This window comes from Paraburkholderia podalyriae, assembly GCF_014397785.1.
In the GTDB taxonomy this organism is placed as follows: Bacteria; Pseudomonadota; Gammaproteobacteria; order Burkholderiales; family Burkholderiaceae; genus Paraburkholderia; species Paraburkholderia podalyriae.
The window spans coordinates 263,578-289,683 of sequence record NZ_VZQQ01000005.1; the positions used below are offsets into that span (position 1 = coordinate 263,578).

Annotated in this window: 18 protein-coding genes and 1 pseudogene; 6 read left to right on the plus strand and 13 right to left on the minus strand. The window is 63.6% G+C overall.

Annotated features, from left to right (window positions below; genetic code table 11):
- Positions 1 to 573: 573 nt before the first annotated feature.
- From F6X42_RS08270 to F6X42_RS43900, 7 genes are all read right to left on the minus strand, one after another.
- The gene (locus F6X42_RS08270) at positions 574 to 3,066 is read right to left on the minus strand and encodes a two-partner secretion domain-containing protein (protein ID WP_187633715.1); all 2,493 of its coding nucleotides are present in this window, start codon (positions 3,064 to 3,066) and stop codon (positions 574 to 576) included.
- Between the two features lie 358 nt (positions 3,067 to 3,424).
- Entirely contained in the window at positions 3,425 to 4,219 is a 795-nt protein-coding gene (locus F6X42_RS08275; RefSeq protein ID WP_187633772.1) for an SDR family NAD(P)-dependent oxidoreductase, read from the minus strand.
- 160 nt (positions 4,220 to 4,379) lie between these two features.
- Positions 4,380 to 5,366 (minus strand): ABC transporter permease, encoded by a 987-nt coding sequence (locus F6X42_RS08280; protein ID WP_187633716.1) that lies wholly within the window; start codon positions 5,364 to 5,366, stop codon positions 4,380 to 4,382.
- Entirely contained in the window at positions 5,363 to 6,343 is a 981-nt protein-coding gene (locus tag F6X42_RS08285) for an ABC transporter permease (RefSeq protein WP_187633717.1), read from the minus strand. The genes F6X42_RS08280 and F6X42_RS08285 overlap by 4 nt, the downstream gene beginning before the upstream one ends.
- Positions 6,340 to 7,914, minus strand: coding sequence for a sugar ABC transporter ATP-binding protein (locus F6X42_RS08290; RefSeq protein ID WP_187633718.1), 1,575 nt, complete (start codon positions 7,912 to 7,914; stop codon positions 6,340 to 6,342). The genes F6X42_RS08285 and F6X42_RS08290 overlap by 4 nt, the downstream gene beginning before the upstream one ends.
- A gap of 36 nt (positions 7,915 to 7,950) precedes the next feature.
- Positions 7,951 to 8,643: a substrate-binding domain-containing protein gene (locus F6X42_RS43895; RefSeq protein WP_312892561.1), complete on the minus strand. Its 693-nt coding sequence runs from the start codon at positions 8,641 to 8,643 to the stop codon at positions 7,951 to 7,953.
- Entirely contained in the window at positions 8,637 to 9,077 is a 441-nt protein-coding gene (locus F6X42_RS43900; RefSeq protein WP_246530016.1) for a substrate-binding domain-containing protein, read from the minus strand. Before F6X42_RS43900 ends, F6X42_RS43895 begins: the two co-directional genes overlap by 7 nt.
- 390 nt (positions 9,078 to 9,467) lie before the next feature.
- Between F6X42_RS43900 and F6X42_RS08300 the strand changes: the two genes are divergently transcribed.
- Complete coding sequence (locus F6X42_RS08300; protein ID WP_187633719.1) at positions 9,468 to 10,196, plus strand: FadR/GntR family transcriptional regulator; 729 nt, start codon at positions 9,468 to 9,470, stop codon at positions 10,194 to 10,196.
- Between the two features lie 26 nt (positions 10,197 to 10,222).
- Here the strand turns inward: F6X42_RS08300 and F6X42_RS08305 are convergent, their stop codons facing one another.
- Together F6X42_RS08305 and F6X42_RS08310 are read right to left on the minus strand one after the other, a co-directional pair.
- Entirely contained in the window at positions 10,223 to 12,367 is a 2,145-nt protein-coding gene (locus F6X42_RS08305; RefSeq protein WP_187633720.1) for a D-(-)-3-hydroxybutyrate oligomer hydrolase, read from the minus strand.
- Positions 12,368 to 12,763: 396 nt separating this feature from the next.
- Complete coding sequence (locus F6X42_RS08310; RefSeq protein WP_187633721.1) at positions 12,764 to 14,185, minus strand: MFS transporter; 1,422 nt, start codon at positions 14,183 to 14,185, stop codon at positions 12,764 to 12,766.
- A gap of 130 nt (positions 14,186 to 14,315) precedes the next feature.
- Here F6X42_RS08310 and F6X42_RS08315 point away from each other — a divergent pair, with 130 nt between their 5' ends.
- Positions 14,316 to 15,236, plus strand: coding sequence for a LysR family transcriptional regulator (locus F6X42_RS08315; protein WP_187633722.1), 921 nt, complete (start codon positions 14,316 to 14,318; stop codon positions 15,234 to 15,236).
- Between the two features lie 26 nt (positions 15,237 to 15,262).
- Here the strand turns inward: F6X42_RS08315 and pstS are convergent, their stop codons facing one another.
- The 3 genes from pstS to F6X42_RS08330 all read right to left on the minus strand — a co-directional run bounded on the left by pstS (position 15,263) and on the right by F6X42_RS08330 (position 20,419).
- Positions 15,263 to 16,297, minus strand: a complete 1,035-nt coding sequence (gene pstS / locus F6X42_RS08320; protein WP_187633723.1) for a phosphate ABC transporter substrate-binding protein PstS — start codon at positions 16,295 to 16,297, stop codon at positions 15,263 to 15,265.
- Between the two features lie 232 nt (positions 16,298 to 16,529).
- Positions 16,530 to 18,428 carry a thiamine pyrophosphate-binding protein gene (locus F6X42_RS08325; RefSeq protein ID WP_246530017.1) on the minus strand — a complete coding sequence of 633 codons (1,899 nt, stop codon included), beginning with the start codon at positions 18,426 to 18,428 and terminating at the stop codon, positions 16,530 to 16,532.
- Between the two features lie 248 nt (positions 18,429 to 18,676).
- Complete coding sequence (locus F6X42_RS08330) at positions 18,677 to 20,419, minus strand: methyl-accepting chemotaxis protein (RefSeq protein WP_187633724.1); 1,743 nt, start codon at positions 20,417 to 20,419, stop codon at positions 18,677 to 18,679.
- A 434-nt stretch (positions 20,420 to 20,853) separates the two neighbouring features.
- Here F6X42_RS08330 and F6X42_RS08335 point away from each other — a divergent pair, with 434 nt between their 5' ends.
- From F6X42_RS08335 to F6X42_RS08350, 4 genes and pseudogenes are all read left to right on the plus strand, one after another.
- Positions 20,854 to 21,930 carry an LLM class flavin-dependent oxidoreductase gene (locus tag F6X42_RS08335; RefSeq protein WP_187633725.1) on the plus strand — a complete coding sequence of 359 codons (1,077 nt, stop codon included), beginning with the start codon at positions 20,854 to 20,856 and terminating at the stop codon, positions 21,928 to 21,930.
- A gap of 18 nt (positions 21,931 to 21,948) precedes the next feature.
- The gene (locus F6X42_RS08340; protein ID WP_187633726.1) at positions 21,949 to 22,764 is read left to right on the plus strand and encodes a class II aldolase/adducin family protein; all 816 of its coding nucleotides are present in this window, start codon (positions 21,949 to 21,951) and stop codon (positions 22,762 to 22,764) included.
- Entirely contained in the window at positions 22,764 to 23,357 is a 594-nt protein-coding gene (locus F6X42_RS08345) for a cysteine dioxygenase family protein (RefSeq protein WP_187633727.1), read from the plus strand. Before F6X42_RS08340 ends, F6X42_RS08345 begins: the two co-directional genes overlap by 1 nt.
- A pseudogene (locus tag F6X42_RS08350) lies at positions 23,357 to 24,971 on the plus strand (rhodanese homology domain-containing protein). The gene F6X42_RS08345 and the pseudogene F6X42_RS08350 overlap by 1 nt, the downstream one beginning before the upstream one ends.
- Before the next feature lie 51 nt (positions 24,972 to 25,022).
- Here F6X42_RS08350 and F6X42_RS08355 read toward each other — a convergent pair.
- Positions 25,023 to 25,934 (minus strand): LysR family transcriptional regulator, encoded by a 912-nt coding sequence (locus tag F6X42_RS08355; RefSeq protein ID WP_187633728.1) that lies wholly within the window; start codon positions 25,932 to 25,934, stop codon positions 25,023 to 25,025.
- Positions 25,935 to 26,106 lie beyond the last annotated feature (172 nt).

The window sequence follows — 26,106 nt, forward strand, 5'->3', positions numbered from 1 at the left end:
TGACTGGAAAAATCACATTCTGCGAGCTGTTCAGAAAAGGGAGTCTGTCGCCATGGCACTCGGGATCTGCGCCGGATCGACGCCGGCGCATGATGTTGCCATCGCGAAACGGTGGAGCGTACCTATCAATCAGGTTTTTGTAAATGCTTTGTGGATAGGCCGCAACTGTGAGGGTTGATAGCTTTTTTGAGGGGGCACTTTCCATTCGCGCACGAGCGAGGTTGCCCGCGATGTGAAACGGCTGGATCGCGATTTATCCTGGCATTAGTGAGCGGCGCGGCTTGGCGTGGCGGGCGGTTAGGCCAGAGAAGTGAATGGGCGCTTCGTGCGCAACCTCGGCCATTCCAGTCACTTCGTCGACCGTCGCCTCCTGGCCGGGTGCCGACTCATGCGATTGGCATACATGCTTCGCTCTTGCACGGCGGCGTTCGGCAGCACGCGGACCCTAAAGAGACATCCGACTTTGGATTTGCAGCCGTCCGTTGCCAAGCGGGATCTGGCCATTCAGGAAACCGGTTTCGCGCACTGGCGATACCACGGCAAACGAGAGCCGCGTCGAAGTAATCGGCGCCCTCAAGGAGCGAGTTGCCAACGCAGGACCGGATGGGTCGCCGCGGCCGGCAGTGCCCAGACGCCGGTTGAACTGAAGTCGAACGTCGGGCCGAAGCTCGATGGCACGCTCATCTGCGCGGTGGTGAGCCCATTCGCGCTCGGCACGGGAGTACCCGTGCCCACGCCGACCGTGGCCCCGGTTGTCTGCGTGTCCCAGAAGACGTCGTTGGCGATCTTGCCGGTATTGCTGAGAGCAAGACCGATCGACGGCGGCCCGAGACTGGGCGAGACGACCTGGGTAACTGTGCCGGTCGCGAAGGATTGCTCGATCGTGCCGGTGTTGCTTTGGACAAGGGCCGCGCTTCCGCCTCCGCAGGAGTTACCGTTGAAACCGCAGTAGTCGGGCGTGAAGGTGACGGAGCCGGTGGCATATGACTGCGTGATCAGACCGTCGTTTTTGCCTACCAGACCGCCGGCGCCTTGAGTGTGAGCAACGGCATTCACGGTGCCCGAAAACGGTGGCGGGATGTCCGGGCTTTGCGCCTCGTACGACTGCCGGATCACGCCGGTGCTGGAGTTGTATCCGACGAGGCCGCCCAAAAACGCGCCCTCGCTCACCATCGCCGCGTCGCTGGACGAGCGTGTGATCGTGCCGTAATTCGACCCCAGCAGGCCGCCGCTTATCGAATCCACCGAGACGAAACCCTCAGACGGCGAAAGGCTGCCACTCGTCTGGGCATGCACGATCAGGCCGTCGTTGACGCCGGCCAGGATGCCAAAGGAGCCATAGCCGCTGATGCTTACGAAGCCATTTACGCTGACGTTGCGAACGACGGCCGTCGCGCCGATCACACCGAACAGACCACTCGCTGCCTCGGGATTCGCCGGATCGCTTGTGGCGGGAACACTCTGCCACGCATTCAGATTCGAGATCGTGCGGCCCATGCCATCAAACTGCCCGGTGAACGGCGTGGCGCCTGTTCCGATCGGCACATAAACGCCTGTGCCGCAGCATCGTGGCGTGCTGATGTCGATGTCCTTGCCGAGCGCATAGTTGCCAGCAAGATCGAGCGATATGTTTTCCAGATTCGCGAGCGAATTGACGAGCCGGTAGCCGGTAATCTGCGTGATCAGTCCGCTGTCGGACGGTGCCGTCCAAGCCGTGTTGGCAAGCAGCGTCCCCGGCGCGTAGGTGCCGTTCATGTCGTACAGCGCGCCGACCGTCCCGGTGCTTTTCGACCAGTCGATCGTGCCGGCGTTCGTCACGCTGCCGCCGTTATCGATGCCCGTCGCGTCCGCACGCAGCGTGAGGTCACCAGAACCCGTGTTGCGGATCTTCGTGCCCGACGAAAGCGCGACGTTATGGTAAGCCGCGAGCGTCAGCGCCGACGCACCGTGCCAGTCGATATCGGATGCGATCTGCAGGTCTCCGGCCGCACCATTGGCGCCGGTGGTCGTGAGGTCGACCATGCTGCCCGCATTCAGGCTGCGCTCGAGCGCACGCGCGACTGAGGCGTCCACGGTGAGCGATGGCGTCGCGATGTTCCATCGACCGGCGTACACGGCGGCGCCTCTCTGGAACGACAGTTGAGCTGCCTCGGTATCAACCGTGCCTCCGCGGCCGTCAGCGTTCTTCGCCACGATCGCGCCTTGTTGCGACACCGTGCCGTGGTCCGCCACGAGCCACACGTGGCCGTCGCGGGTCGCCGTGCCCGTCGCACGGATGCGCGCGCCGCCGCCCGCGAGCGCGTACACGTTGCCGTCTGCGGCTTGCAGGCTGATCTGCGCGGCTCGCGTGGTACCCGAATCAATCACATTGCCCGCGCTGCCCGCCTGAACGAATACCTGTTGGCCGCTCGACGAGTCCTGCAGCAGCACCTTCGATCCAGCCGCGAATTCCGCCGTGCCTTCAGGCGCATCGACAGTTCCGGCGTTGATCACGGTCCGGGCGAGCAGGAACACGTCGCCGCCACTGGAGCTGATCTTCCCGAGATTCACGACTACCGCATCCGAGTTGCCCGACAGGGTAAGCGCGCCGCCCTTCATGAACGCGCAGTCGCACGTGTCCAGCGTGGATGCGACGAAGCGTCCGCCCGTCGCCACCACACCGGATCGACCCACGACGATGCCTTGCGGATTGATCAAGTACACGCTGCCCGTGGCAGTGAGCGCGCCGAGGATCGCTGAGAGCGAGCCACCCGTCACCCGGTTCAGCGTCGCACCTCCGCCGTTGTTGAACGTCACGCTATTGTTCCTGCCGATCGAGAAGCTGTTCCAGTCGATCACACCGCGTGTCGAACCGGGTTGCATGATCACGAGGCTGGTGCCCGCGCCCGCTATCGTGCCGGTGCCAGCGACGTAATGGCCGCCCTGCGGAAGGCTGCCCGCCGCGAACGCCACGGGTGTCAGGCAAAGCCCAGTCAGCGAAATGCCAGTGGCAAGCCAGATGCGTCCGTTGGACTGCTCACGATTCCGTGCGCGTCCCACGGACCGAGGTCGTTCTGGACGTGACATACAGCCCCCTTTCCGCATGCATGCGGAATGGCCGCCAACGACCCGCGGAGCCGACCGGAGACGCGTGAGTCGCCGTGTCTGAAGAATAGCAGTTGGCGTCGCGCATGCATGCCGATATCTCAGCGCGTGGCGCCTTCTTATGGGGCTTTTTGTGCCAACCCGTTTGCGTGGGGGGACTTGGTGAAGAAAAACCAGGTGGCAGATAAATCGGAGGCGCCATTCGGTTCCACACCAACGCAATGACCACTCCCGAAGCTCTGCCGCCGTGCCTCGAAAGCTTACGAATAGGAGACCGATGCGGCAACGGCCAGTCGGGCGGGCGGCGGCTCAACCGATGCCGAGCCGCCGCTTTCGTCATTCAGGCAGCGAAGTCAGTCGATATCGACAGCGCCTTCCACGTTTCCGTTTCCTGCGTCACGTAAGCGTTTTTCGCAGCGATGGCAGCCAGTGTGTCCGTGCCGAGCGGAAGGCGCAACGGTGGATTCGACGCGTCGACCAGCGCGATCATGGCGGCTGCAAGCTTCCTCGGGTCGCCAGGCTGTTTGTGGTTCATTTGTACGGCCTTGCGGCGAACCGCATCCGAGGTTTCGTCATAATCGTCGATCACGTTCGGCGCAACGACGAGTGACGACGCATCCAGAAAGTCCGTACGAAAATACCCCGGCTCGACCACTGTCGCGTGAACGCCCAGCGGTTTCAACTCCGCATGCAACGCTTCCGTAATGCCTTCGACGGCGAACTTCGTCGACGAATACACGCCAAATCCCGCCGCGGCCCGATAGCCGCCAATCAATGAAATATTGATCACGTGGCCCGAGCGGTTCGCGCACATCGTCGGCAATACAGCACGCGTGACGTTCAGCAAGCCGAATACGTTTGTGTCGTACATGCGACGCACGTCCTTGTCGGCAGACTCTTCCACCGCACCCAGCAGACCAAAGCCAGCGTTGTTGACCAGCACGTCGATGCGGCCGAATTTTTCAACCGCCAACTGCACCGCCGCTTTTGCCTGAGCCTCGTCGGTGACGTCCAGCGCAACCGGCAGCAACCCAACCGAGTCGCCAAGACGCTCGACGATGGCCGGCACGTGACGTCCGGCGGCCACGACGGCGTTGCCGTCCGCGAGCGCCGCTTCGGCAATCAATGCGCCGATACCGCGTGAAGACGTTCATCGACTTCATGGTCGAGCGCATGGCCGGCAACGGAAACTTTTTCCTCGATCCGTCCGAGCTTCGCGCCAGGCAGCCACCGCGACAGGAACGCCCAGCGAGGGGACGTGGATAGTTGCAGCCTTGGCGGACCAGCGGCCCGACCTACGCCTCCCGCTTGCTACGCCCATACAGCAGCAGCATCGCCGCGATCACCACGCCGTAGATGATCTGACGCCCCGCCTCCGGCATCTGCGCGACCGAGAGGATCGATTGCAGCAGTGTGATGAGGATCGCGCCGGCCACCGTGCCGAGGTATGAACCCCGTCCACCCAGAATCGACGTGCCGCCGAGCACGACCGCCGCGATCGCCGGCAACAGATAAGCATCGCCCATCGACTGTGCCGCCTTCGACGCATAGCCCGCGAGCAGCACGCCACCGAACGCCGCGAACGCGCTGCACACGGCGAAGGCGGTCACCGTGCCGAGCCGCGTATCGATCCCGGAAAGATACGCCGCGCGCTCGGTGTTGCCGATCGCGTACAGCGTGCGGCCGAAGGTCGTGCGCGACAGCAGGAACACCGTGGCACCGCCGATCACCAGCCACAGCGCGACGGCATTCGGCACGCCCGGTACGAGCCAGCCCGCCGCCAGCCATCGCATCACCTGCGGCGCGGAATCCTGCGGCGACGATCCGCCGGTATAGACGATCATGATGCCCTGCGCGACCGCATTGGTCGCGAGCGTCGCGATCATCGACGGGATGCGCAGCAGCGCGACGAGGATGCCGTTGACGATGCCGATCAGCACGCCGCAACCGATCCCGACCGGAATCGCGAGGATGCGCCCGAGTTCGCCGTGCCCCGCGACCGCGCACGCCATCATCGCGCCGACGGTGATCGTCCACGGCAGCGACAGGTCGATGTGGCCGAGCAGGATCACCATCATCAGGCCGGTCGCAATGATGCCGAGGAACGCGCCGACCTTCAGTTGCAGCAGGATGTATTCCGGCGACGTGAAGTTCCGCGAATACATGCCGCCGACGAGCAGCAGCGCAACGATACACGCGAACGCGATCACGATCGGTTTGTCGATTCCGCGCGTGAGCCTCGACACGAACGTGGTCCGGCCGGTTGCGGAAACGTGGCTCATTGAAACCACTCCAGACGGTTGCGCACCCTGAACAAGCCGCACGCGCCGATCGCGACAGCAAGCAGAAGAATCACGCCCTGGAATAGCGGCTGCCACAGCGCATCGACGTTGAACACGAACAACAGATCGCCGATGGAACGGAACGCGAATGCGCCGAAGATCGCGCCGGTCGCGCTGCCCTTGCCGCCGAGCAGCGACACGCCGCCGATCACTACCGCGGCGATCGAAAACAGCGTGTACGAGTTCGCGCTGCCGAGGCTCGCATCGCCGGTGTCCGTGAAGAACGTCAGAAACAGGCCGCCGATTGCCGCGAGCAGGCCGGCCAGCGTATAGCTCGCGAACTTCGCGCGGCGGATCGGCATGCCGGACAGGAAAGCCGCGGGTTCGGACGACCCGGTCGCGTACGCCGCCCGCCCGACCGCCGAGCGTTTGAAAGGAATCCAGACGATCACTATCGCTGCGAGCAGAATCAGCAGGCTCGCAGGCAGGACGCCGGCGACCTTGCCGGTCAGCGCGTCGGCGAGGTCCTCGTTGATCGATCCGCCGGGCACAGGGCGCAGTAGCAGCGCCAGTCCGTAGTAGACGGCGCCCGTCGCAATCGTCGTCACGATCGGCTGCAGCCGGCCGAAAATGATGATCACGCCGTTCAGCGCGCCGCACAGCGCGCCCGCCGCGAGCACACCGGCGATGCCGAGCGCGCTGTGCAGCGTGTCGCCCGTGACGATCCACGATCCGATGCAATTCGTCAGCACCAGCGTCATGCCGATCGACAGGTCGATGCCGGCGGTCAGCGCGACGAGCGCCTGCCCCATCGAGACGAGCGCGAGCAATACCGCTTTGTTCGCTGCCGTCTGAAACACGTTGGCCGACAACGCCGACGGATAGTTGAACAGATAGATCGCGAACATCAGCACGAACAGGCCGAACGCGAACACCGCTCCGCGATTCTCCACATACCAGTAACGCAGCCCGCTCAAAGCGCGACTCCCGTGGAAGGCGAAATCTGTCCGACGGGCAGGTCGAGAGCACTGGCAATCAGGTTCTGCTCGGTGATCGCCGAGCCGACGAGTTCCTTCTTGATCCTGCCTTCGTACAGTACGAGCACGCGGTCGCAGCAGCCGATCAGCTCGTCATAGTCGGTCGAATAGAACAGGATCGCGGCGCCTTCATCGGCGAGGCGCCTGAGCAGTTGATAAAGCTCCTGCTTGGTGCCGACGTCGATACCGCGCGTCGGGTCGCTCAGCAGCAGGATCCGTGGCTGCCGGATCAGCCACTTCGCGATGACCACCTTCTGCTGGTTGCCGCCCGACAGCGAGCCCACGGGCGCGTCGACGCTGAACGACTTGATCGCAAGCAGTTCCATCATCCGGTCGACGAGCGATTGCTGGCGGTCGCGATCGATGACGCCGGCGGTGGACATGCGATCGAGCGCGGCAAACGACAGGTTCTCGCGTACCGACATCGGCAGCATCAAGCCTTCGGTCTTGCGGTCCTCCGGTATCAGCGCCATACCGATTTCGTTGGCGCGCGCGGCCGTCGGGCTACCGATCGACACGGCTTTGCCGTCGATCTCGATCTTGCCCGCGCAACCGCGCAACACGCCGAACAGCGCGAGCAGCAGTTCGCGCTGGCCTTGTCCGTCGAGGCCGCCCAGCCCGAGTATTTCACCGCGCTTCAACGAAAAGCTGATGCCCTGCAGCGTGTCGCTCCACGCGAGATCACGACAGGCGAGAACCGGAGCGGTGGTGCGGCCGTCCGCGGGCTGGTCCGCCGGTTTGGCTGCGGGTTTGGCAGGAAACGCATGCTGGTACTTCCGGCCGATCATCATTTCGACGACCTCATTGTCGGAGCGCGCGCCTGCTTCGAAGCTCATCACATGGCGACCGTTCCGGTAGACCGTGCATTCGTCCGCGAGCGCCTTCACCTCGTGCATCCGGTGCGAGATAAACAGCAACGCGAGCCCCTCTTCGCGCAGGCGCTTGAGCACCTCGATCACGCGCGCGACGTCGGCCGCGGTCAGCGCCGACGTGGCTTCGTCGAGGATCAGAATGCGCGGCGCGTGTGCCAGCCCCTTCGCGAGCTCGACCATCTGCTGGCGCGACAGCGGCAGGTCCCGGACTTTGGCAAGCGGATTGATGTCGGCGGCGCCCGCTCGCGCGAGCGCCTCCTCGGCCTGGCGGCGCTGGGCCCGCCGGTCGATCATCCCGAAACGTCGCGGCGGGTTCGAAGCGAAGATGTTGTCCGCCACGCTCAAGTCGGGGATCAGTGACAGCTCCTGATATACGCAGACGATGCCGGCCGCGTTCGCCTCGGCGGGTGACGCGAACGAGACCTCCCGGCCATCGAGGTGCATCGTGCCCTCGTCCGCCCGCACGACGCCGGACATCACCTTCAGCAACGTGGACTTGCCCGCGCCGTTCTCGCCGAGGATCGCGTGAATGCGGCCCCTGCGCACCGTGAGTTCGGCTTGATCCAGCGCGACGGCGCCGCCGTAGCTTTTCGACACGCCAGACATCTGAAAGAACGGCTGCTCTGGGTCCTGCAGCATGCTTCGTCTCCCGTCACAGCGCCGGCCATCATCCGATCACTGGTTGCCCTGGCTCTGCTTCATGATTTCCTGCGCAGAGAAATTGATGCCGCAAGTCGGAAACGAGTTGCCGACGAAGAAGTTATCCGAGTCGTTCGGGAAATAGTTGACGTTCGCCTTCAGCTTCGAATCGTCGGTGACGTCGAGCGGCAGTTTGATCGCGACCGGGATCGTCTGGCCGTCCAGCGCAGCGAGCGCCGTCTTGATCGCCACGGCCACCTGCGCGGGACCGGTGCCCGCCGACGTGCACTTCAGGCCCTCGCTCCCATACTGCGCGCAGAACTTGCGAAAACCGTTCTCGGTCTCGCCGCCGAAAGGCACGAACGGATGTTTCGCATCGATCATCGCGCGCACGACGCCCGTGTCGCCGCCTTGCGCCGAAATTCCATCGAAATGACCCTGCACGGCAATTGCGTCGGCGACGGCCTTTTGCGCCACCCCGTCGTCCCACTTGCCGTAGACCTGGACGACGTTCCACTTCTTGCCGGTGTCGTCCAACGTTTTCAGGAAACCATTGTGCCGGTCCGTGTCGACCGACGTGCCCGCCACCCCGCGAACCTCGAGCACCTTGCCTCCGCTCGGCAGGTGGCCCGCGAGCCACTTGGCCCACAGCACGCCGAGACCATACTGGTCGACGTTGACGTTGATCGCGTCATCGCTGTCGAGCGTGTTGTCGAAAGCGATCAGCACGACGCCGGCTTTCTTCGCGCGGCGGATCGCTGGGCCGAATGAGGAGGATTCTGCGCGTCCACGATGACCGCGTCATAGCCGGCATCGATGAAGTTGTTGACGGCCGAGATCTGCGCCGGAACGTCCTCGCCGGTCGAGACGACCTTGAATTCCTTGAGCTTGGCGGCGACGGCCGGTTGCGCCGTGTAGGCCTTGGCCGTCTTGATCATCTGGATACGCCAGGTGTTCGCGATATAGCCGTTCACGAGCGCGATCCGGTAGGGCCCGTTCTTCTTCGGATACTTGATGAACTTCGTGTCGCTCCTCCACGGGACCAGGCAGGTGGGATCGCTGGACGGCCCGGAAACGATCGAAACCTGCGCGAAAGCCGCGCTTGCGCACAGCGCCAATGCAGCGCTCGCCGCCGCTCGAAGCACGTGGATTCCTGAAAGCATGTTGCCTCCTTTTCGTTCGATTGGACGTACCGACTGCCGGCGCACATGGCTGGTCGTGGATGGCCGGCACGGTGTGCGTGACGCACGGAACTTTGCGGAGTTGCTATAGCGGGACTGGATCGGACTTGCAGAAGGACCTTTTCAACGGCGCCTCCTCGAAGCGAAAAGAAGGACTGCGTATACGCGTTCCCGTCTGACAGTACTGGCATACCAATCCGCGCGCGATAGTGGTTTACCAGTGAGCCCGGCGCACCGGGCGACCGAGCTGAAAGCCTTGCTGGATAAAGACTCCGCTGCCGTGAACGGATGCGGCGTTGCACGGCGATTGGTGTACCATTTTGACGAGGTTCAGCCGTCGCCCGGCGGCTTCGACCATTTCGAGAGTCCCACATGGCCGATCTTTCGCACACGTCAACCGGCCGAGCCGCCGACGCGGACACGGCCGACCGTTCGTATGTCGGGCTCGCGAACCGGATCTACGACCTGATCGCGGCAGGCGACATCGGGCCTCGCGCCCGCCTGCCTTCCGAACGCACGCTAGCCGAGCGATTTGGCGTCAGCCGCACGCAGGTTAGGGAGGCGATCATCGCACTCGAAGTGCAGGGAGTGGTCGAGGTCCGTATCGGCTCGGGCATCTATGTGGCTGAAGCATCGCAGGCGCGCTCGGCCATGTTCATACTGCCGCGCGGGCTGGGTCCGATCGAGACGCTGCGTGCACGGGCGGTGATCGAAAGCGGGATTGCGGCGCTCGCCGCGACGGAACGCAAAGATTCGGACCTCGACCGACTCTTCGCCGCATTACGCGCGATGCGCGAAAACATCGACGACAAGGCCGCGAACGAGGCGGCCGACCGCGAGTTCCATCTGGCGATTGCACGGGCGACGGGAAACGAAATGCTCCGGCTCGTGGTGGCCGCGATGTGGGACAACTCCCGCGCCGACCCGTTGTGGACAAAGATCGAGGAGCACTTCCATACGCCCGCGTTGCGGGCGGCTTCACAGGATGACCATCAGCGCATCTTTTCCGCCATCATGGCGCGCGATGCGGCCAGTGCGCGCGCGTCGATGCAGGCGCATCTCGCGCGCGTAATCGGTGAATTCACGCAGGCCTGGCGTTAGCCCGAACGCCGAGTCCTGATCTCTGGTCAATGCGGCACGTTGACGACCCCGTGCTCCGCACTGATCGCATTGCTGCCAGGGTTCGCAACGATAGGCGGCAGGTTCGACACGCTCAACATCGGCGCGGCACCTGGATTGCCGCCGCGCGGTGTCGTGCGAATCACCTGCGACGGCGGCAGCGGCGTGCCGTTCTTCAGATGGCTCCACATCAGATTGAGCGCCTGGAGGTTGTAGTAGTGGACCGGCACGAAGCGGGTGTCGAAGCCAGGGAAACCCAGAAACGCGTCGAAATGCTGTCCATTCATCACCTCGTAAAGCGACAACCGGCTGTGCGAGCCTTCCCGCACGCTATTCGCGGCAAGATACGCGCGCGAAGCGTGATTGATCGGCACCAATGCATCGCTGCGGCCCTGGACGATGATCGTGGGCTTGCCATGCAGGATCGCATTCACACTGATCGCATCGACGCTCGCCAGCATGCGCGGGTTTTTGCCGGTCCACAGCGCACGCGCGCATGCCGCGCCGGCGAAGCTCGCGTCGGGTGTCGCGAGCCGATGGTCCGCGCCTGCCGGCGGCGTAACGTTGTAGACAAGGCTGATGCCGTTGGTTGGCGGCACCCCGTTGCCGAGGCCGAAGATGGTCGGCATCGGCGAGACCGCCGGCGCAACGCCCGCCGCACCCGTCGCCGGGTTCGTCGTGCCGAAGCTGAAGCCGCACAGATTGTCGACGACGCCCGCCCTCGTGTACGCGTTCGCGTAAGTGACGGCGACCGCCGGCACCGCTTGCGAATCCCACATCGGTGCTTGCAGCAGGTCCGAATCCGCTTCATAGCCGGCCTGATGCAGCCGAGCGAGGGCGTCATTGGCCTGCGTTTGCGTGTCGCTGCCATGGACATATCCGGCCGCCGCTAGCGACGCGCAGCGGGCCTGGCGGATCGCATTGGTCGTCGCGACCGGCAGCGCGGTCAGATATGGAGCGCCGGCGGCCGCGTCCGCCAGCGCGGCGCACGGTTCGAGCAGATTCGCGAGCGTCATGTAGTCGGCCAGCGGTTTGCCGGCCGCGGCGATACGCTGCCCGCCCTCGATCACCCGCGCATTGCCTGGCATCCGCACGTTGATCTGCGGCTCGCCGACCACCACCGCCGTGATCCACCCTTTCGTGTCCTGTTCGGCGGCCGCGAGCGACGCGCCGCCGCCATTACTCACGGATGCCGCGATGGTGGTGATACTGCCAGGATGGTAGTGCACGCGCTGATGCGACGCGTCGACGCGCGGCGTGAACTGCTGGTTCAGCACCCAGTACGCAAACTGGATGGCTTCCAGGGTGTCCTTGCCCCAGTCCTGTTCCGGATTCTGTTGTGAATGCGCGTGCTTGAACGCATAGCGGTTCGGAAACTTCTGGTTGTACGTGGTCAGCATGGTTGCGGCCACGTTGGCGGTGAAGAGACTGGCTTGCCCGGCGGTGGCGGCGTCAGCGAGGCGGCCATCGATCAGCGTGACGAGGCCGCTCATCAGTTCGTGCGCGCCGTTGCCGGTGCCCTTGTCGGTATAGGCGACCGCGCAGCCGCGCTTGAGGCCCCATTCGCCGGCCGCCGAAATTGCGCCGTAGACACCGCGCGAGCCCGACGACGTCGCGGTGACGATGCACGGATTCGCCGGGTTGAAGCTTGCCGGCACCTGAACGAGAAGGCTGACATTTTGCCGACCCCTGCCGTCGTCGGCGTAGGCCAGATATTCGGTGCCGGCGATTTTTCCTTCGCCCAGGGTGTCGTTTCCATCCAGATCGACGTTGGGCCCCCAGAAGCGGCCGTAGCCGCCGGGCGCGGTCATGTCGACGAGCGCGCGGTAGTTCGACCAGATTGCAAGTCTGCGCAATTCCGCTGCCGTTGGGCTGGCGGCGTTCGCAACGGCCGGCCCCGTGGGGCTGGCGAGTCCGGTTTTTCCGAGCCCGGCTGTCAGCAGATCGTCGCTGACGCCGTCGTAGCTGGTGGTTGAGAGACTGCTTGCCACGACGAACGATGGCAGCGTATTCGACTCGCCGTGGCCGTCCCTGTCGTGATCGGTGGCGTGCGCGGCGCATACGAACGTCGCGCATGCCGTTGCGATTGCCAATGCTGTCGCGGTACGCAGCCGTAGCGTTCCGATTCGGCTTGCGATCGGGAAGTCTGCCATTTGTGTCTCCTTGTTTGTTGTTCAAATAAGAGATGCACATCGCACTTTGAGAATCGCTGTGCCTCGATGAATCACAGCATCGTGGACATTAGGACAATCGGGGCCGACATGCCAGCAGAGTTCACCCGGAGATAACCGGGAAAACTGGCGCTCGGCCATGTTGTCGGGCATGCGCGTTCGTGTCGTGCAGTTTTTGGGCTAGGTTATGTCGGCTTGCGGACCAGCGCGAGAAAGTCGGCCGCGCTTCGCGCATCTGTGTGTCCTGAATGCCGCGTTTGCCTTGCCATCGTGTGGCGCCCGTCATCACCGCGATGCCAGGCAGCATCACGCCTGTGTTGGGGTTCGGTGGCTTCAGTCACGCGCAGGTGACATCGTCAGCCGAGCGGCTCGCCAATGTCATTCACGAGGTGAGCTCGATAGTCGGCGCGCACGATCGTCCGTGACGATCGATCCGGATGTCCTAAGCCCCAGGACGATGCTTACGAGACTTGCAAGCGTCACCAAAGCGGCCAGAATGGCAGCGTGATGGAGTCCTTCGGCCAGATCGTCGAACTCCGGTCGCACCAGCGCACCGAACAACCCCACGCCGAGCACGCCGCCAATCTGACGAGCGGTGTTCAACACGCCCGATGCAATGCCCATCCACGACGGGTCCACGTGCGTCAGCACGGCCGTGTTGATCGATGGCACCGCGAGCGCCACGCCGACGCCGACCATCAGCAACGGCAACGCCACGGCCAGCGCGCTGCTATCCACACGCACGAACGCAAGCGAAAGATAGCCGAGCGCGGCCAGTGCCTGGCCGACAACCATCGGCAGGCGATAACCGAAACGCGCCGTCAGCGAGCCCGATGCGACGTTCGCGACGGTCACCACTGCCGTCATAGGCAGGAACGCGAGGCCGGTTTCGAGCGGCGTATCGTGACGCGCGCTCTGGAAAAACAGACTCATCGCGAACATCAGTCCGTAGTAGCCGAAATTCAGCGACAGCCCCGTTAGCGCGCTGACATTCACCGCCGCATGGCGGAACAGCGCGAGCGGCAACAGCGGCTCCGCATGCCTTGCCTCGACCATGACGAACAGTCCGCCTGCAACGATCGCGACGGCTAGTCCCGCCAATACGGTCATGCCGGTCCAGCCCAGCCTGCCGCTTTCGACGACCGCATACGTCAGCCCGACCAACGCAATGACGGCAAGCGTCTGGCCGGCCAGATCGATGCGACGCGCCGCGTGCCCCTTCGTGTCAGGCGCATGAGCGACAGTCAGCCAGATGCCTGCGACACCGATCGGCACGTTGATCAGAAAAATTGCCGGCCAGCCGAAGCGGTCGACGAGCACACCACCGACGAGCGGACCCGCACCCAGCGCGAGCGCCGCCGTGCCCGCCCAGATGCTGACGGCCTTCGCCCGCGCCTGCGGGTCCGGAAACGCCGCACCGAGCAGCGCCAGTGACGACGGCACGCACAGCGCCGCGCCAATGCCCTGCAACACGCGCGCCGCGATCAGCATCGCCGCGCCAGCCGACAGCCCGCACCCCACCGATGCGCAGGTGAACACCGCAAACCCGGCGGCAAAGATGCGGCGTGCGCCGAACCGGTCGGCCAACGCGCCAGCGGACAGCAGGAAACTGGCGAACGCCAGTGTGTAGGCGTTGACGACCCATTCCAGCGCCGTCGAATCGAGGTTCAGACTATCGCGCATTCGTGCAAGCGCGACGTTCACCACCGTGACGTCGAGACAGATGAGGACGAAACCGAGGCTCGTCGCAAGCAAGGCAAGGCGCGATGATCGGGTCGGGAAGCTGAGCTGTTTGCGCATGATGTCCGTGCATGAAGTCGGGCGATGCGGACCGGGAGGGGCCGCAAGCGTCGTGTACGCGGACTGTATTCCCGCAGCGAAGATTGATAAATGCACGGCGAATGGCAACAGAACCAATTATTATTGAGGAATGGACCTCCTCAAAGCGATGACCGTGTTCGTGCGCGTAGTCGAAAGCGGCAGCCTGACGGCGGCGGCGGTGGCGTGCGACCTGTCGCCGACGATGGTCGGCAATCACCTTCAGGCGCTGGAAACGCGGCTTGGCGCGCGACTGATCCATCGCACGACACGCAAGCAGCAAATCAGCGCGTTCGGTCAGGCCTACTATGAAAGATGCGTCGAGATCCTTGGGCTGGTCGACGATTCCGAACGGCTCGCGCTCGATCATCTCGCGACGCCACGCGGACGCCTGCGTGTGACGGCGCCCGTCGTCTTCAGCAACGAATGCCTGATTCCGGTGATTGGGGATTACTGCGAGCGCTACCCCGAAGTGAAGCTCGATATCGTCGCCACCGACGCGCTGTCGGACCTGCTCGACGACGGCTTCGAGGCGGCGGTTCGCATCGGCGCACTGGGCAATCCGGATCTCGTCGCGCGGCGTCTGAAGCCGTACCGTCTCGTGTTGTGCGCGTCACGCGCGTATCTGACAACGCACGGCACGCCGTCGTCGCCCGACGCGCTGCTGTCCCACCAGTGCCTGACGTACGCGTATCCGCCGCGCTCGGAATGGCACACGGCGCAGCCGGAATGGATGCTGCACGGTCCGGACGGACGCGTGAGCGTGCCCGTCGATGGCCGGCTGAGGATCGACAATTCGGAAGCGCTGCGACGGGCGGTGCTGCGCGGTCTGGGCATCGCAATGCTGCCCGAGATTCTGGTCGGCGCGGATCTGCGATCCAGGCGGCTGATCGAAGTGCTGCCGGAGTTCGCCGCGCCTGAGCGGCCGCTGAATCTACTGTATCTGCGTGAGCGACAGACGTCGCCGAAGCTTCGGAGCTTTATCGAATTTATGATCGAGCGCTTCGGCGCGGACGATACGCAAGTCGATTGACGTGAGTCGATCGACTTTCGAGGCCTTCATTCAAACACCGGCTTTCCTGAAGCGTCCTTGACCTTCGTCTTCCACTGCGTGCGGATTTCCGACACGACCGACTCCGGCAGCGAGATGTAGTCGAGATCGCTGGCAGCCTGCCCGCCGTTCTTGAATGCCCAGTCGAAGAACTTCAGCGTTGCCGCGCCTTGCGTTGGTTTGTCTTGCGTCGAATGCAGCAGCACGAAGGTCGCGCCGACGACCGGCCATGCATCCTTGCCCGGCTCGTTCGTCAGAATCTGGTAGAACGACGTCTTCCAGTCCGCGCCGGCCGCGGCCGCCTTGAAGGTTTCGGTATTGGGCACCACCACGGCACCGGCCGCATTCTTCAGGCTGGTGTAGATCATGTTGTTTTGCTTCGCATACGCCCACTCGACGTAACCGATCGCGCCCGGCAGGCGTTGCACGAACGCGGCAACGCCGTCATTGCCCTTGCCGCCCGTACCGGTCGGCCAGTTCACGCTTGTGCCTTCACCGATCTTCGACTTCCACTCCGGGTTCACCTTCGACAGAAAGTTGGTCCAGATGAAGCTCGTGCCCGAACCGTCGGCACGGCGCACCACCGCGATGTCCGAATCCGGCAACTTGATGTTCGGATTCAGCGCGGCGATCGCCGGATCATTCCATTTCTTGATCTTGCTCAGATAGATGTCGCCGAGCACGGCACCCGATAGAACCAGTTGACCCGGCTTCAAGCCCGGCAGGTTCACGACCGGAACCACGCCGCCGACCACGGTCGGGAATTGGAACAGACCAGTCTTCGCCAGTTCATCGTCCTTCATCGGCGCGTCGGAGCCTGCGAAATCGACGGTCTTCGCGATGATCTGCTTGATGCCGCCCGCTGAACCGATGCCTTGGTAGTTGACCTTGCCGCCACCCGCCTTATGGTAGGCGTCAGCCCACTTGTTATAGATCGGGGCTGCAAAAGTGCTGCCCGCGCCGGTGATGTCGACGGTTTGCGCCTGCGCGGCCGCGAGGGGTAGAGCAACGGCAAGAACTGCAATTCCTCGTTTGAACAGCATGGTTTGCCTCCACGAGATTGACTGACCAAATCAATTGTTGTAGCAAGCTACGGGCCGCGATCCCTCTGTTGCGCATACCGCAGGCCCGTCGAGCCTTGCCATCGGCTCGGACGTCTAAACTTAGGCGGTTCGAATGACATTTCGTTGACAACTGCGGCGCGACGCTCAGGCAGTCTGATTGCGGCGTCAGTTCTGCACTGAGGTCGGCTGTGTCAAGTTGACGGTTGGTATCTCACGGACAGGCTTCGGCTTCCGCATAGTACCGGTTCGGCGCGGGAAACACTCCCGTCATGACTTCGATCAGAAAGGGGCCGTCATATTGACTAGCTTCGCTCAACACGTCATCAAGCTCGTCGATGCGCTCAACCGCGCGCGCGGCCACACCGATCGATGATGCAAAAGCCGACCAGCTATGACAGGGCAATTTGGTGAACTGCTCTGAAATCGAACCACTCCTGATAGCGTCGATATGAATTGCGCCATGCGCGGCGTTGTTCAGAACCACATAGATCACCTTGACTCGGTATCGAGCCGCGGTCTGAATCTCCATGCCGTGCATCATCATGCAGCCATCGCCGGTCACCACGACACACGGGCGTTCGGGGGCCGCAAGCTTGACGCCGATTCCGGCTGCGATGGCCCAGCCCATCGGGGCGAGCGAGCTCGACGAAAAGTAGTTGCCCTTACCTGACGACAGCCAGTAATGGGCCATGAAGATGCGGTGGGCTCCGGAATCCACTACGACGTTGCTGTCCTTCGGCAGCATCCGGCACAAGTGCTTGACTACGTCTCCAGGATATAGCGCTTCATCACCGCTGGAAACTCGCGCTCCTGACTGCTCGAACTGGTGGTCGTACAGGGGGGTCTCGTTGATTTCGGCAATCCACCCCCTTCTTCTTTGCAGTGCTTGCCGCAGCCCGGGAGGGTTGTCCGCGGCTTTCTGAGCCAGCAACCGGAAGCTCGCGGAAATTCCGGAGAAGATTCCTTGACGCGAAATGTGCCCCATCGCCGGGGAATCGAAGCTGTCATCAAAGATGAACAGTTCCTTCCCCCCTGTCAGCCTCCTGCTCCAGTTCATGCTGTCTCGCTGGTTCAGGTCGCTACCGAACACGACTAGTGCATCAAGTTCGTCGGAGTTGATCACCCGCGCAGCGCGCGAATGACTTGAAAATCCGTACACGCCTAGTGCAAGGGCATGTTGCTCGGGAAATGCACCCTTTCCCGATAGTGTCGTTGCAACCGGAATGTGAAAGCCTTCGGCAACCTCGAGAAGAAGCTTTGCAGTTTCCGCATCATTGCCGCGACTTCCGACCAGAAACGCGACTCTCTTCGACTGAAACAGATACTGGTCGCACAGCGCATCCAGAGCGGCGCGGTTCGCAGGTACTTCGCATGCGTTAAATTCGCGGTGAGCGTAGGGTTGCCGTGCCACGTCGTGACCAGACAGGACATCCTGCTTTTGAACGTCTACGGGAATACTGATGAATGACTGCGCTCGACGCATCCAGTTCAACCCTTCGGTCGCACGACGCATCTCGGCCTGGGTATTTTCCTTGTTCTTGAGCTCGACGATATCCGTCACCAGACTTCTGACCACGCCGCTTTCAAAAATGCCTCCTGGCGTGGCATCCTGGAACGCCCCTTTGCCTTCCGCGTGCGACGAGATCCCGCCGGCAATATAGAGCATCGGAATCCGGTCTGCGTGAGCGGCCGCCATGCCGGGAACGAAATTCATCGTGCCTGGGCCGGATATTCCCGCGCAAACGCCGAATTTCCGGCTGGCGCGGGCATAGCCATCGGCCATGAAAGCACTGCCAGTCTCATGAGCGCCTACGATTCCGCGAATCGAGGGGGAGTTGTCGATTGCGTCCAGCAGCGGATAGATCAGTTTTCCCGGGACCAGGAACACGTGGTCTATTCCGGCGGACTCCAACGACTTCACAACCATTGTCGAGACATTGAGCGGAGCGTTTGATCCCATAGTTTTGGTTACGATCTCACGAGATATCGTTAATCGAATCTCACCGCTGCGCATCAGCACGTCGCGCGCTGCCTGTCGGAGCGGCGCGAGACGAGGTCGGCGATGGCCAGTGCGCGGAGACGGCGAGACGACATTCAAGGCGCTGCACATCGAGTGCAGTCCTGCATCACGCTATTTCCTCGAACCCGCTTGACCGGCGGGCCCGGGTGTCTCCGTCCACCATCACACGACCTGGCTGCACTGTTGATCATCCACGCAGCCTCCGTGCCTGAGGCAGTCGCCGCGGCGCATTGATAACCATCCGGCGCTCGCGTATCGCGGATCTTCGCCCGCTCAATTCCTGCGGGGCTGGCACGCGCCGACGGTTTGAATCGACGTCATCCAGCACCCGGAACCGTTCAGAATGTCTGCCAGTCCGTCTCAGTCGCGGCGGCGACGACTACCGGACCTTCCGAAGTGGGGACTGGCCTCCTCGCAACCTTTGCCGGTGCTACAGCAGAGAACGGGGCGCGTTTCAGGGCCGCCGTCCGTTGCGGTACTGCCGCTTGCGACGTCGCTCGCGATGAAGCAGCCTTCTCGCCATCGACCTTGAAAAATGCGACCGTCTTGCGCAGGCTTTCCGCTTGCTGGGCCATTGTCTGAGCTGCCGCCGACGCCTCTTCGACAAGCGCAGCGTTTTGCTGCGTAACCTGGTCCATCTGGTTGACCGCCTGATTGACCTGTTCGATACCGGTGCTTTGCTCGCTCGATGCCGACGAGATCTCGCCCACGATGTCGGTCACGCGCTTCACCGACTGCACGATTTCCTTGATCGCACCGCCCGCTTCTTCGACGAGCATCGAGCCTGTCTCCACCCGGCTGACAGAGTCCGAGATCAATTCCTTGATTTCCTTCGCGGCAGTCGCACTGCGCTGCGCTAGCGTGCGGACTTCACCCGCCACGACAGCGAAGCCCCGCCCCTGTTCTCCCGCGCGGGCCGCTTCGACCGCTGCGTTCAGCGCGAGGATGTTGGTCTGGAAGGCAATGCCTTCGATGACGCCGATAATCTCGGACATCGTGGCCGAGCTGGTGGAGATGTCGCGCATTGTCTCGACCACGCGCCCGACGATGTCGCCGCCACGTTGCGCGACGCCCGAGGCGGTACCCGCGAGCGTGGCAGCCTGGGTTGCATTGTCCGTGTTGTGGCGGACCGCCGCAGTCAGCTCTTCCATGCTGGAAGCCGTTTCTTCGAGCGACGCCGCCTGTTGCTCCGTGCGGCTCGACAGATCCAGATTGCCTTGTGCGATCTGCGCACTCGCAGTCGCGACACCTTCGGCGTTCTCGCGCACCTCTGATACGACCTGCACCAGCGCGTCGCACATGGCTTTCAGCGACGCCATCAGGCTGTTCGTGTCGCCGGGACGCAGGGCGATACTGATGTTCAGGTCGCCGGCCGCCACGCTTCTGGCCACAGCAGCAGCGGTCGCCGGCTCCGTACCCAGTTGCCGCGTTACGCTACGCATCATCCCTATGCCGATGCCCACGCCGATCGACACGGACATCGCCACGAAGACCAGCATCAGATTTCGACCTTCCTCGTACACGGCATCGTTCGATTCGGCTGTCTGTTGCGCGTCGCCCTGTTTCAGGGCAACCAGATTGCCCATCAGCACGAGGGTCTTGAAGCCTTTGTGGTGGTACTCGCCCAGCATGTATTCGGTCAGACTGTCCCGATCCCCGATCGCCGCCGCATTGATCTTGCCTTTCATTTCATTGAAGGCCTGGATGTAGTCCTGCCAACCCTGATCGAGCTCGGAGAAGGTAGCCTTGCCTTTGTCGGTATAGACGAGCGGCTCCGCCTGATTGAGGTGCTCACGTGCCGAGGCAAGCGCCTTGTCAGCCTGATCCAGCGAGCCGGCCCGCTTTTCGGCCGTCGTGGCCAGAACCGCGTTGCGCAGATAGGTGCCGACTCGCAGTACGTCGGCGTTCGCCTGCTGTATCAGGTTGAGCCCGACAAGGTCCTGTCGATACGTCTTGTCCGCGTTCGCACTGATCTCCGCCATGTTGTGCAGGCCGATCCCGCTGACAACTGCGCTGATGATCGAAACCAGGATGAAAGCACTGATCAGCTTGGCGCCGAGTTTCATATTGCCGAAATTCATAGTTCGCTTTGTTGAGAATGTAAGAACCGAACAGATAAGCAGGTTCGTTAACGCTGTGGCGCCCGCCGTCAGTCGGCAACGCAAGCCACATTTCCTGAAGCGTTTGACGCATCGAAGCAGCACGCTGTTTGCAACATCCGGCCCTGCCAACGCTAAACGCAGTACTGCACGTAACTGGTTATCGGCAACGTGGCCTGTTTCTTCAGATGAATTGCGGGGTCATCGGAAGATTTTTTATAGTGCGTGCTGGCCGCACTCAATTGGTGCGAGGTGCGCGCAAACGTAACATGCACGTCCTATATCTTTAGCTCAATATAATATTTAGCCCTTGCATAACCCGGTGTTAGCCTGAATTCGTCCCGCAGGCGTGCACCGCATCACGTCTGCTCCCGCTGCCATTTCTCCATCGAAACGAATATCCGCAAGGAGCTACCGTGAGCATCGAATTCATCGGCATGATCCAGCAACGCAAGGTCTCGGAGACGTATGCCCCGCAGGGCCCCGCGATCGATACCGACTATGTGCGCGGGTTCGCGCAGGTCCATGAAAACGCAGGCTTCGACCGCATCCTCGTGCCGCACAGTTCGACCAGTCCCGACGCGACCATCACGATCGCCTACGCCGCGAGCGTGACCTCGCGCGTGCATTTCATGCTCGCGCATCGGCCGGGTTTCGTCGCGCCGACTTTGGCGGCGCGGCAGATCGCGACGCTCGATCATTTCTCCGGCGGTCGTCTCGCGGTGCACTTCATCTCCGGCGGCAGTGACGAAGACCAACGGCGCGACGGCGACTTTCTGAGCCATGACGAGCGCTACGCGCGCACCGACGAGTATCTGCAGATCCTGCGCCGGGTCTGGACCGAACAGCGCCCGTTCGATCACGTGGGCCGTTTTTACCGCTTCGAAAGGGCCTTCTCCGACGTCAAGCCGAAACAGACGCCACACGTGCCGATCTATTTCGGTGGTGCATCGGAACCCGCGCTCGCGGTCGCGGGCAAGCACGCGGACGTCTACGCGCTGTGGGGCGAATCGAAACAGCAGGTCCACGAGCAGATCACGCGCGTGCAAGCCGAAGCCGCGAAACATGGTCGCAGCGTGCGCTTCTCGGTGTCGTTCCGGCCGATCCTCGCATCGACGGAAAAAGCCGCGTGGGAACGCGCCGAACACATTCTCGACGAGACGCGCCGGCTGCGCGTCGAGCAAGGCTTCGCGCGTGGCGGCCCGCAACAAAGCGAAGGCGCCCGGCGTCTGCTAGCGGCCGCAGGCGACGGCGTGCGTGCGGACGAGCGTCTGTGGACCGCGGTTGCCAGGGAGATCGGCGGCCGTTCGAATTCGACGGCGCTCGTCGGCACACCGGCACAGGTCGCGCAAACACTCGCCGAATATCACGCGCTCGGCGTCACGACGTTCCTGATCCGCGGCTTCGACCCGCTCGAAGACGCGATCGACTACGGCCGCGAGCTGATTCCCGCAACGCGCGAACTGACGTCGCGCGCACGTCGCGCCGCATAACCGGAGCGCGACGACATCATGAGCACCGTACTCGCCGCTACGCGCTCGCTTGCATTGCGCCCCACCCCGCTGCGCAAATTCTGGTTCGACGACGACGCCGAGCCGCCCCGCTCGCTCGCGCAAGAGCGTTTGCACCGGCAACAGCGCCTCGCCGGCGCGTTCCGCCTGTTCGCGCGTTACGGCTTCGCGCAGGGTCTGGCGGACCACATCACCGCGCGCGATCCCGAATGGAGCGATCATTTCTGGGTCAATCCGCTTGGCCGTCATTTCGGCCGCATCCGCGTGTCGGATCTGTTGCTCGTCAACCGTGATGGCGACATCGTGATAGGCGACGGACCCGTGAATCAGGCCGCGTTCGCGATCCATGCGGCGATTCACGAGGCTCGGCCCGACGTGGTGGCCGCCGCGCACACGCATTCGCTGTACGGCAAGGCATGGTCGACGCTCGGGCGCACGCTCGATCCATTGACGCAGGACGCCTGCGCGTTCTACGAAGACCATGCGCTGTTCGACGACTTTCGCGGCGTCGTGCTCGACACCACCGAAGGCGCGCGCATTGCGCACGCGCTCGGCTCGTACAAGGCCGTGATCCTGAAGAACCACGGCATCCTGACGGCCGGCCCGTCCGTGGAGGCGGCCGCGTGGTGGTACATCGCGCTCGATAACGCGTGCCATGCGCAACTGCTCGCGCAGGCGGCCGGCACGCCGCAGCCGATCCCGCACGACATGGCGGCCCTCACGCATCAGCAGGTCGGCCGCGCGAACGGTGCACGGCACGCATTCGACAGCCTGTATGAAGGGCTCGTCGAAGCCGAACCGGAGTTTCTCGACTGATGGCCATCGATAAACTGCGGCGTTTTGTCGGCGACATCGCGACGCTCGTCGATTCTGGCGTCAACGAAGCCGGATTGCTCGAACAAGGCGCACACGCGCTGCGCGAACTGATCCGCGTCGATGACTGGCTACCGGACGCGTACGTGCAGCCGTCCGTCGAGCGCTATCAGCAGTTCCTGTTGTATGCGGACGCGCGCGAGCGCTTCAGCGTCGTCAGCTTCGTGTGGGGACCGGGCCAGCGCACGCCGATTCACGACCACACGGTATGGGGCTTGATCGGGGTGCTGCGCGGCGCCGAATTCGCCGCGCCGTACGCGCGCAACGGCGACGGCACGCTGCGGCAGACGGGCGCCGAAGTGCGCCTCGAAGCGGGCCACGTCGAAGCGGTGTCGCCGGGCATCGGCGACATTCATCGCGTGCGCAACGCGTATGACGACCGCACGTCGATCAGCATCCACGTGTATGGCGCGAACATCGGTGCGGTGCGCCGCTCGACGTACTCGCCCGACGGCCCGCCGAAGCCCTTCATCTCCGGTTACTCGAACCACACGCTCCCCAACCTGTGGGACCTCGGCAAGGAACAGCATCACTGATGACGACCTATCCGGTTCGCACCTACGAAGACGTGCGCGAAGCGCTGCTCGCGCGCCGCGAAATCGCGCTGCTCGACGTACGCGAAGAAGACCCGCATGCGCAGGCGCATCCTCTGTTCGCGGCCAATTTTCCGCTATCGAAACTCGAACTCGACGCCTATACGCGTCTGCCGTGCCGCGATGTGCCGATCGTGCTGCTCGACGCCGGCGAAGGACTCGCCGCACGCGCAGCCGACAAGCTGACAGCGCTCGGCTACACCCGGCTTGCGTTGCTCGCGGGCGGCCTCGACGGCTGGACTCGCGCCGGCGGTGAAGTGTTCCGCGACGTCAACGTGCCGAGCAAGGCGTTCGGCGAATTCGTCGAAGCGGGCCGGCATACGCCGTCTTTGTCGGCTGAGGCCGTGGCGACGCTGCTCGCCAATGGCGACGACGTCGTCGTGCTCGACGCACGGCGTTTCGACGAATACCAGACGATGAACATCCCCGGAAGCGTCAGCGTGCCCGGCGCCGAACTCGTGCTGCGCGCGCGTGCGCTCGCGCCGGACCCGAAGACGCGCGTGATCGTCAATTGCGCGGGGCGCACGCGCAGCATCATCGGCGCGCAGTCGCTCGTCAATGCGGGGTTGCCGAATCCGGTCGCGGCGCTACGCAACGGCACCATCGGCTGGACGCTCGCGGGACAGCCGCTCGAGCATGGCAGCGACTGGCAGTTCGATCCGCAAGCCGGGCTCGATGCGGACAACCTCGCCGCGTCGCGTGGCGCGGCGCGCGCGCTTGCGGACCGCGCGGGCGTGAGCCGCACGACACTCGTCGAAGCCGCGCGCTGGGCCGTCGAAGCGTCGCGCACCATCTATCGCTTCGACGTGCGCACGCCTGCCGAATATGAACGCGCGCATGCGCCCGGCTTTCAGGGCGCACCGGGCGGGCAGCTGGTGCAGGAAACCGACATGTTCGCGCCCGTGCGCGGCGCGCGCGTCGTGCTGTTCGACGACGACGGCGTGCGCGCGAACATGACGGCCTCATGGCTCGCGCAGATGAACATCGACGTGTATGTCGTCGACGAGGCGACGCCGCAAGAGCTGAGCGCACGCGGCGCGTGGCGCGTGGCGCGGCGCGAAGCCCGAGCCGGCGCCCACGCCGAGCGTGTCCGTTGAAGAACTGGCGGCGCTCCTCGCCGATCCATCGAGCGGGACTGTGGTGATCGACGTGACGGCCAGCGCGAATCATGTGAAAGCCCACGTTCCGGGCGCCTGGTGGCTCGTGCGCTCGCGGCTCTCCAACACCGTCGACGATCTGCGCACGCTACCCGATGCGAAACGCTACGTCCTGACGTGCGCGACCAGCGCGCTCGCGGCTTTCGCCGCGCCGGAGCTTGCCGCGCTGACGGGCAAGCCCGTGCAAGTGCTCGAAGGCGGCACGTCCGCGTGGATTCGCGCGGGGCAGCCGACCGAAACCGGCGACGCTCATCTCGCGTCGCCGCGTATCGATCGCTACCGGCGTCCGTACGAGGGCACCGACAACGCGCGTGAAGCGATGAACGCCTATCTGGAATGGGAGTACGGTCTCGTCGCGCAATTGGAGCGCGACGGCACGCATGGCTTCTTCGTGATCTGATCGACGTATGCTACGCGGGCGCCGCATAAAGCGTGCGCCGCATCGTCGTTCCTAGGCGGCGCGCGGCAGCCGCGCCGCCTTGAAGCTCTGCTCCACGCTTTCGGACAGCACGGCGAGCGCCGACTGCATCTTGCCGAGCGCGCGCGACCTGACGATCCACACCGCGATCTCGGGCTTGAAGTCACTGACCGAGACCACGTCGAGCCGCGCGGCATGCGCACTGATGCGCAACAACGGCAGCGGGACCAGCCCCAGCCCGACGCCATCGGCGACGAGGCCCAGTTGCAGTTCCGTGCCGAGCGTCTCGAGGTTGAGCTTCAGTGCGTAGCCTTGCGCGCCAAGCGCCTGCTGTAACCCCGCCCGAAAACCGCAGCCGTCGGGATTCAGCACCCATCCATACGACTGGCATTCGGCCAGCGTGTGTACGCGCTTTTTCAGACTCCCCTTCGGCGCGACGACAGCGAGCTTGAGCTCCCCGAGCGATTCTCCGGCCAACGTGTCGGGCAACACGCGATTAGCCGGCAACAGCACGATCGCGGCATCGAGCTCGCCGTCTTCGACCTTCTGCAGCAACGGCTTGCCCCAGCCCGTCGACACGCACGCCTGCAACTCCGGATGCGCGCCACGCAACGCATGCAATGCCTTCAGCATCGCGACGTCGGCGACCGTCTGCGCGACGCCGAGACGCAGTACGCCGGCAAGCGGTGCGTCGTCGGTGACGAGATGCCGGAGCGCATCGACTTCCCGGACGATCGCGCGGCATTGCTCATACACGGCGCGGCCCATCGGCGTGGTCTTCAGCGGCTTGGTGTTGCGGTCGAACAGCTCGACGCCGAGCGCTTCCTCGAAGTTCTGGATGCGTCGCGTGACGGCGGGTTGCGTGAGCGCGAGAGAATCGGCAGCCTGACTCAGCGACTGGCTGCGCACGACGGCGACAAAGGCCTCGACTTCATCGAGTTTCATGGATGTGGTGTCGTTGGATGGAACGTTGAACGGCCCCGCGCATGCATGACCGTTGCACGAGCTTAGCGTGTCGACGCATCGATGTTCAAGCGGCGCGTGCTTTCTTCACTCGCATATTAACAAAGCAGAACAATGCGTTTGCCTTATAAAACGCGCATACGTATCGTGTGCT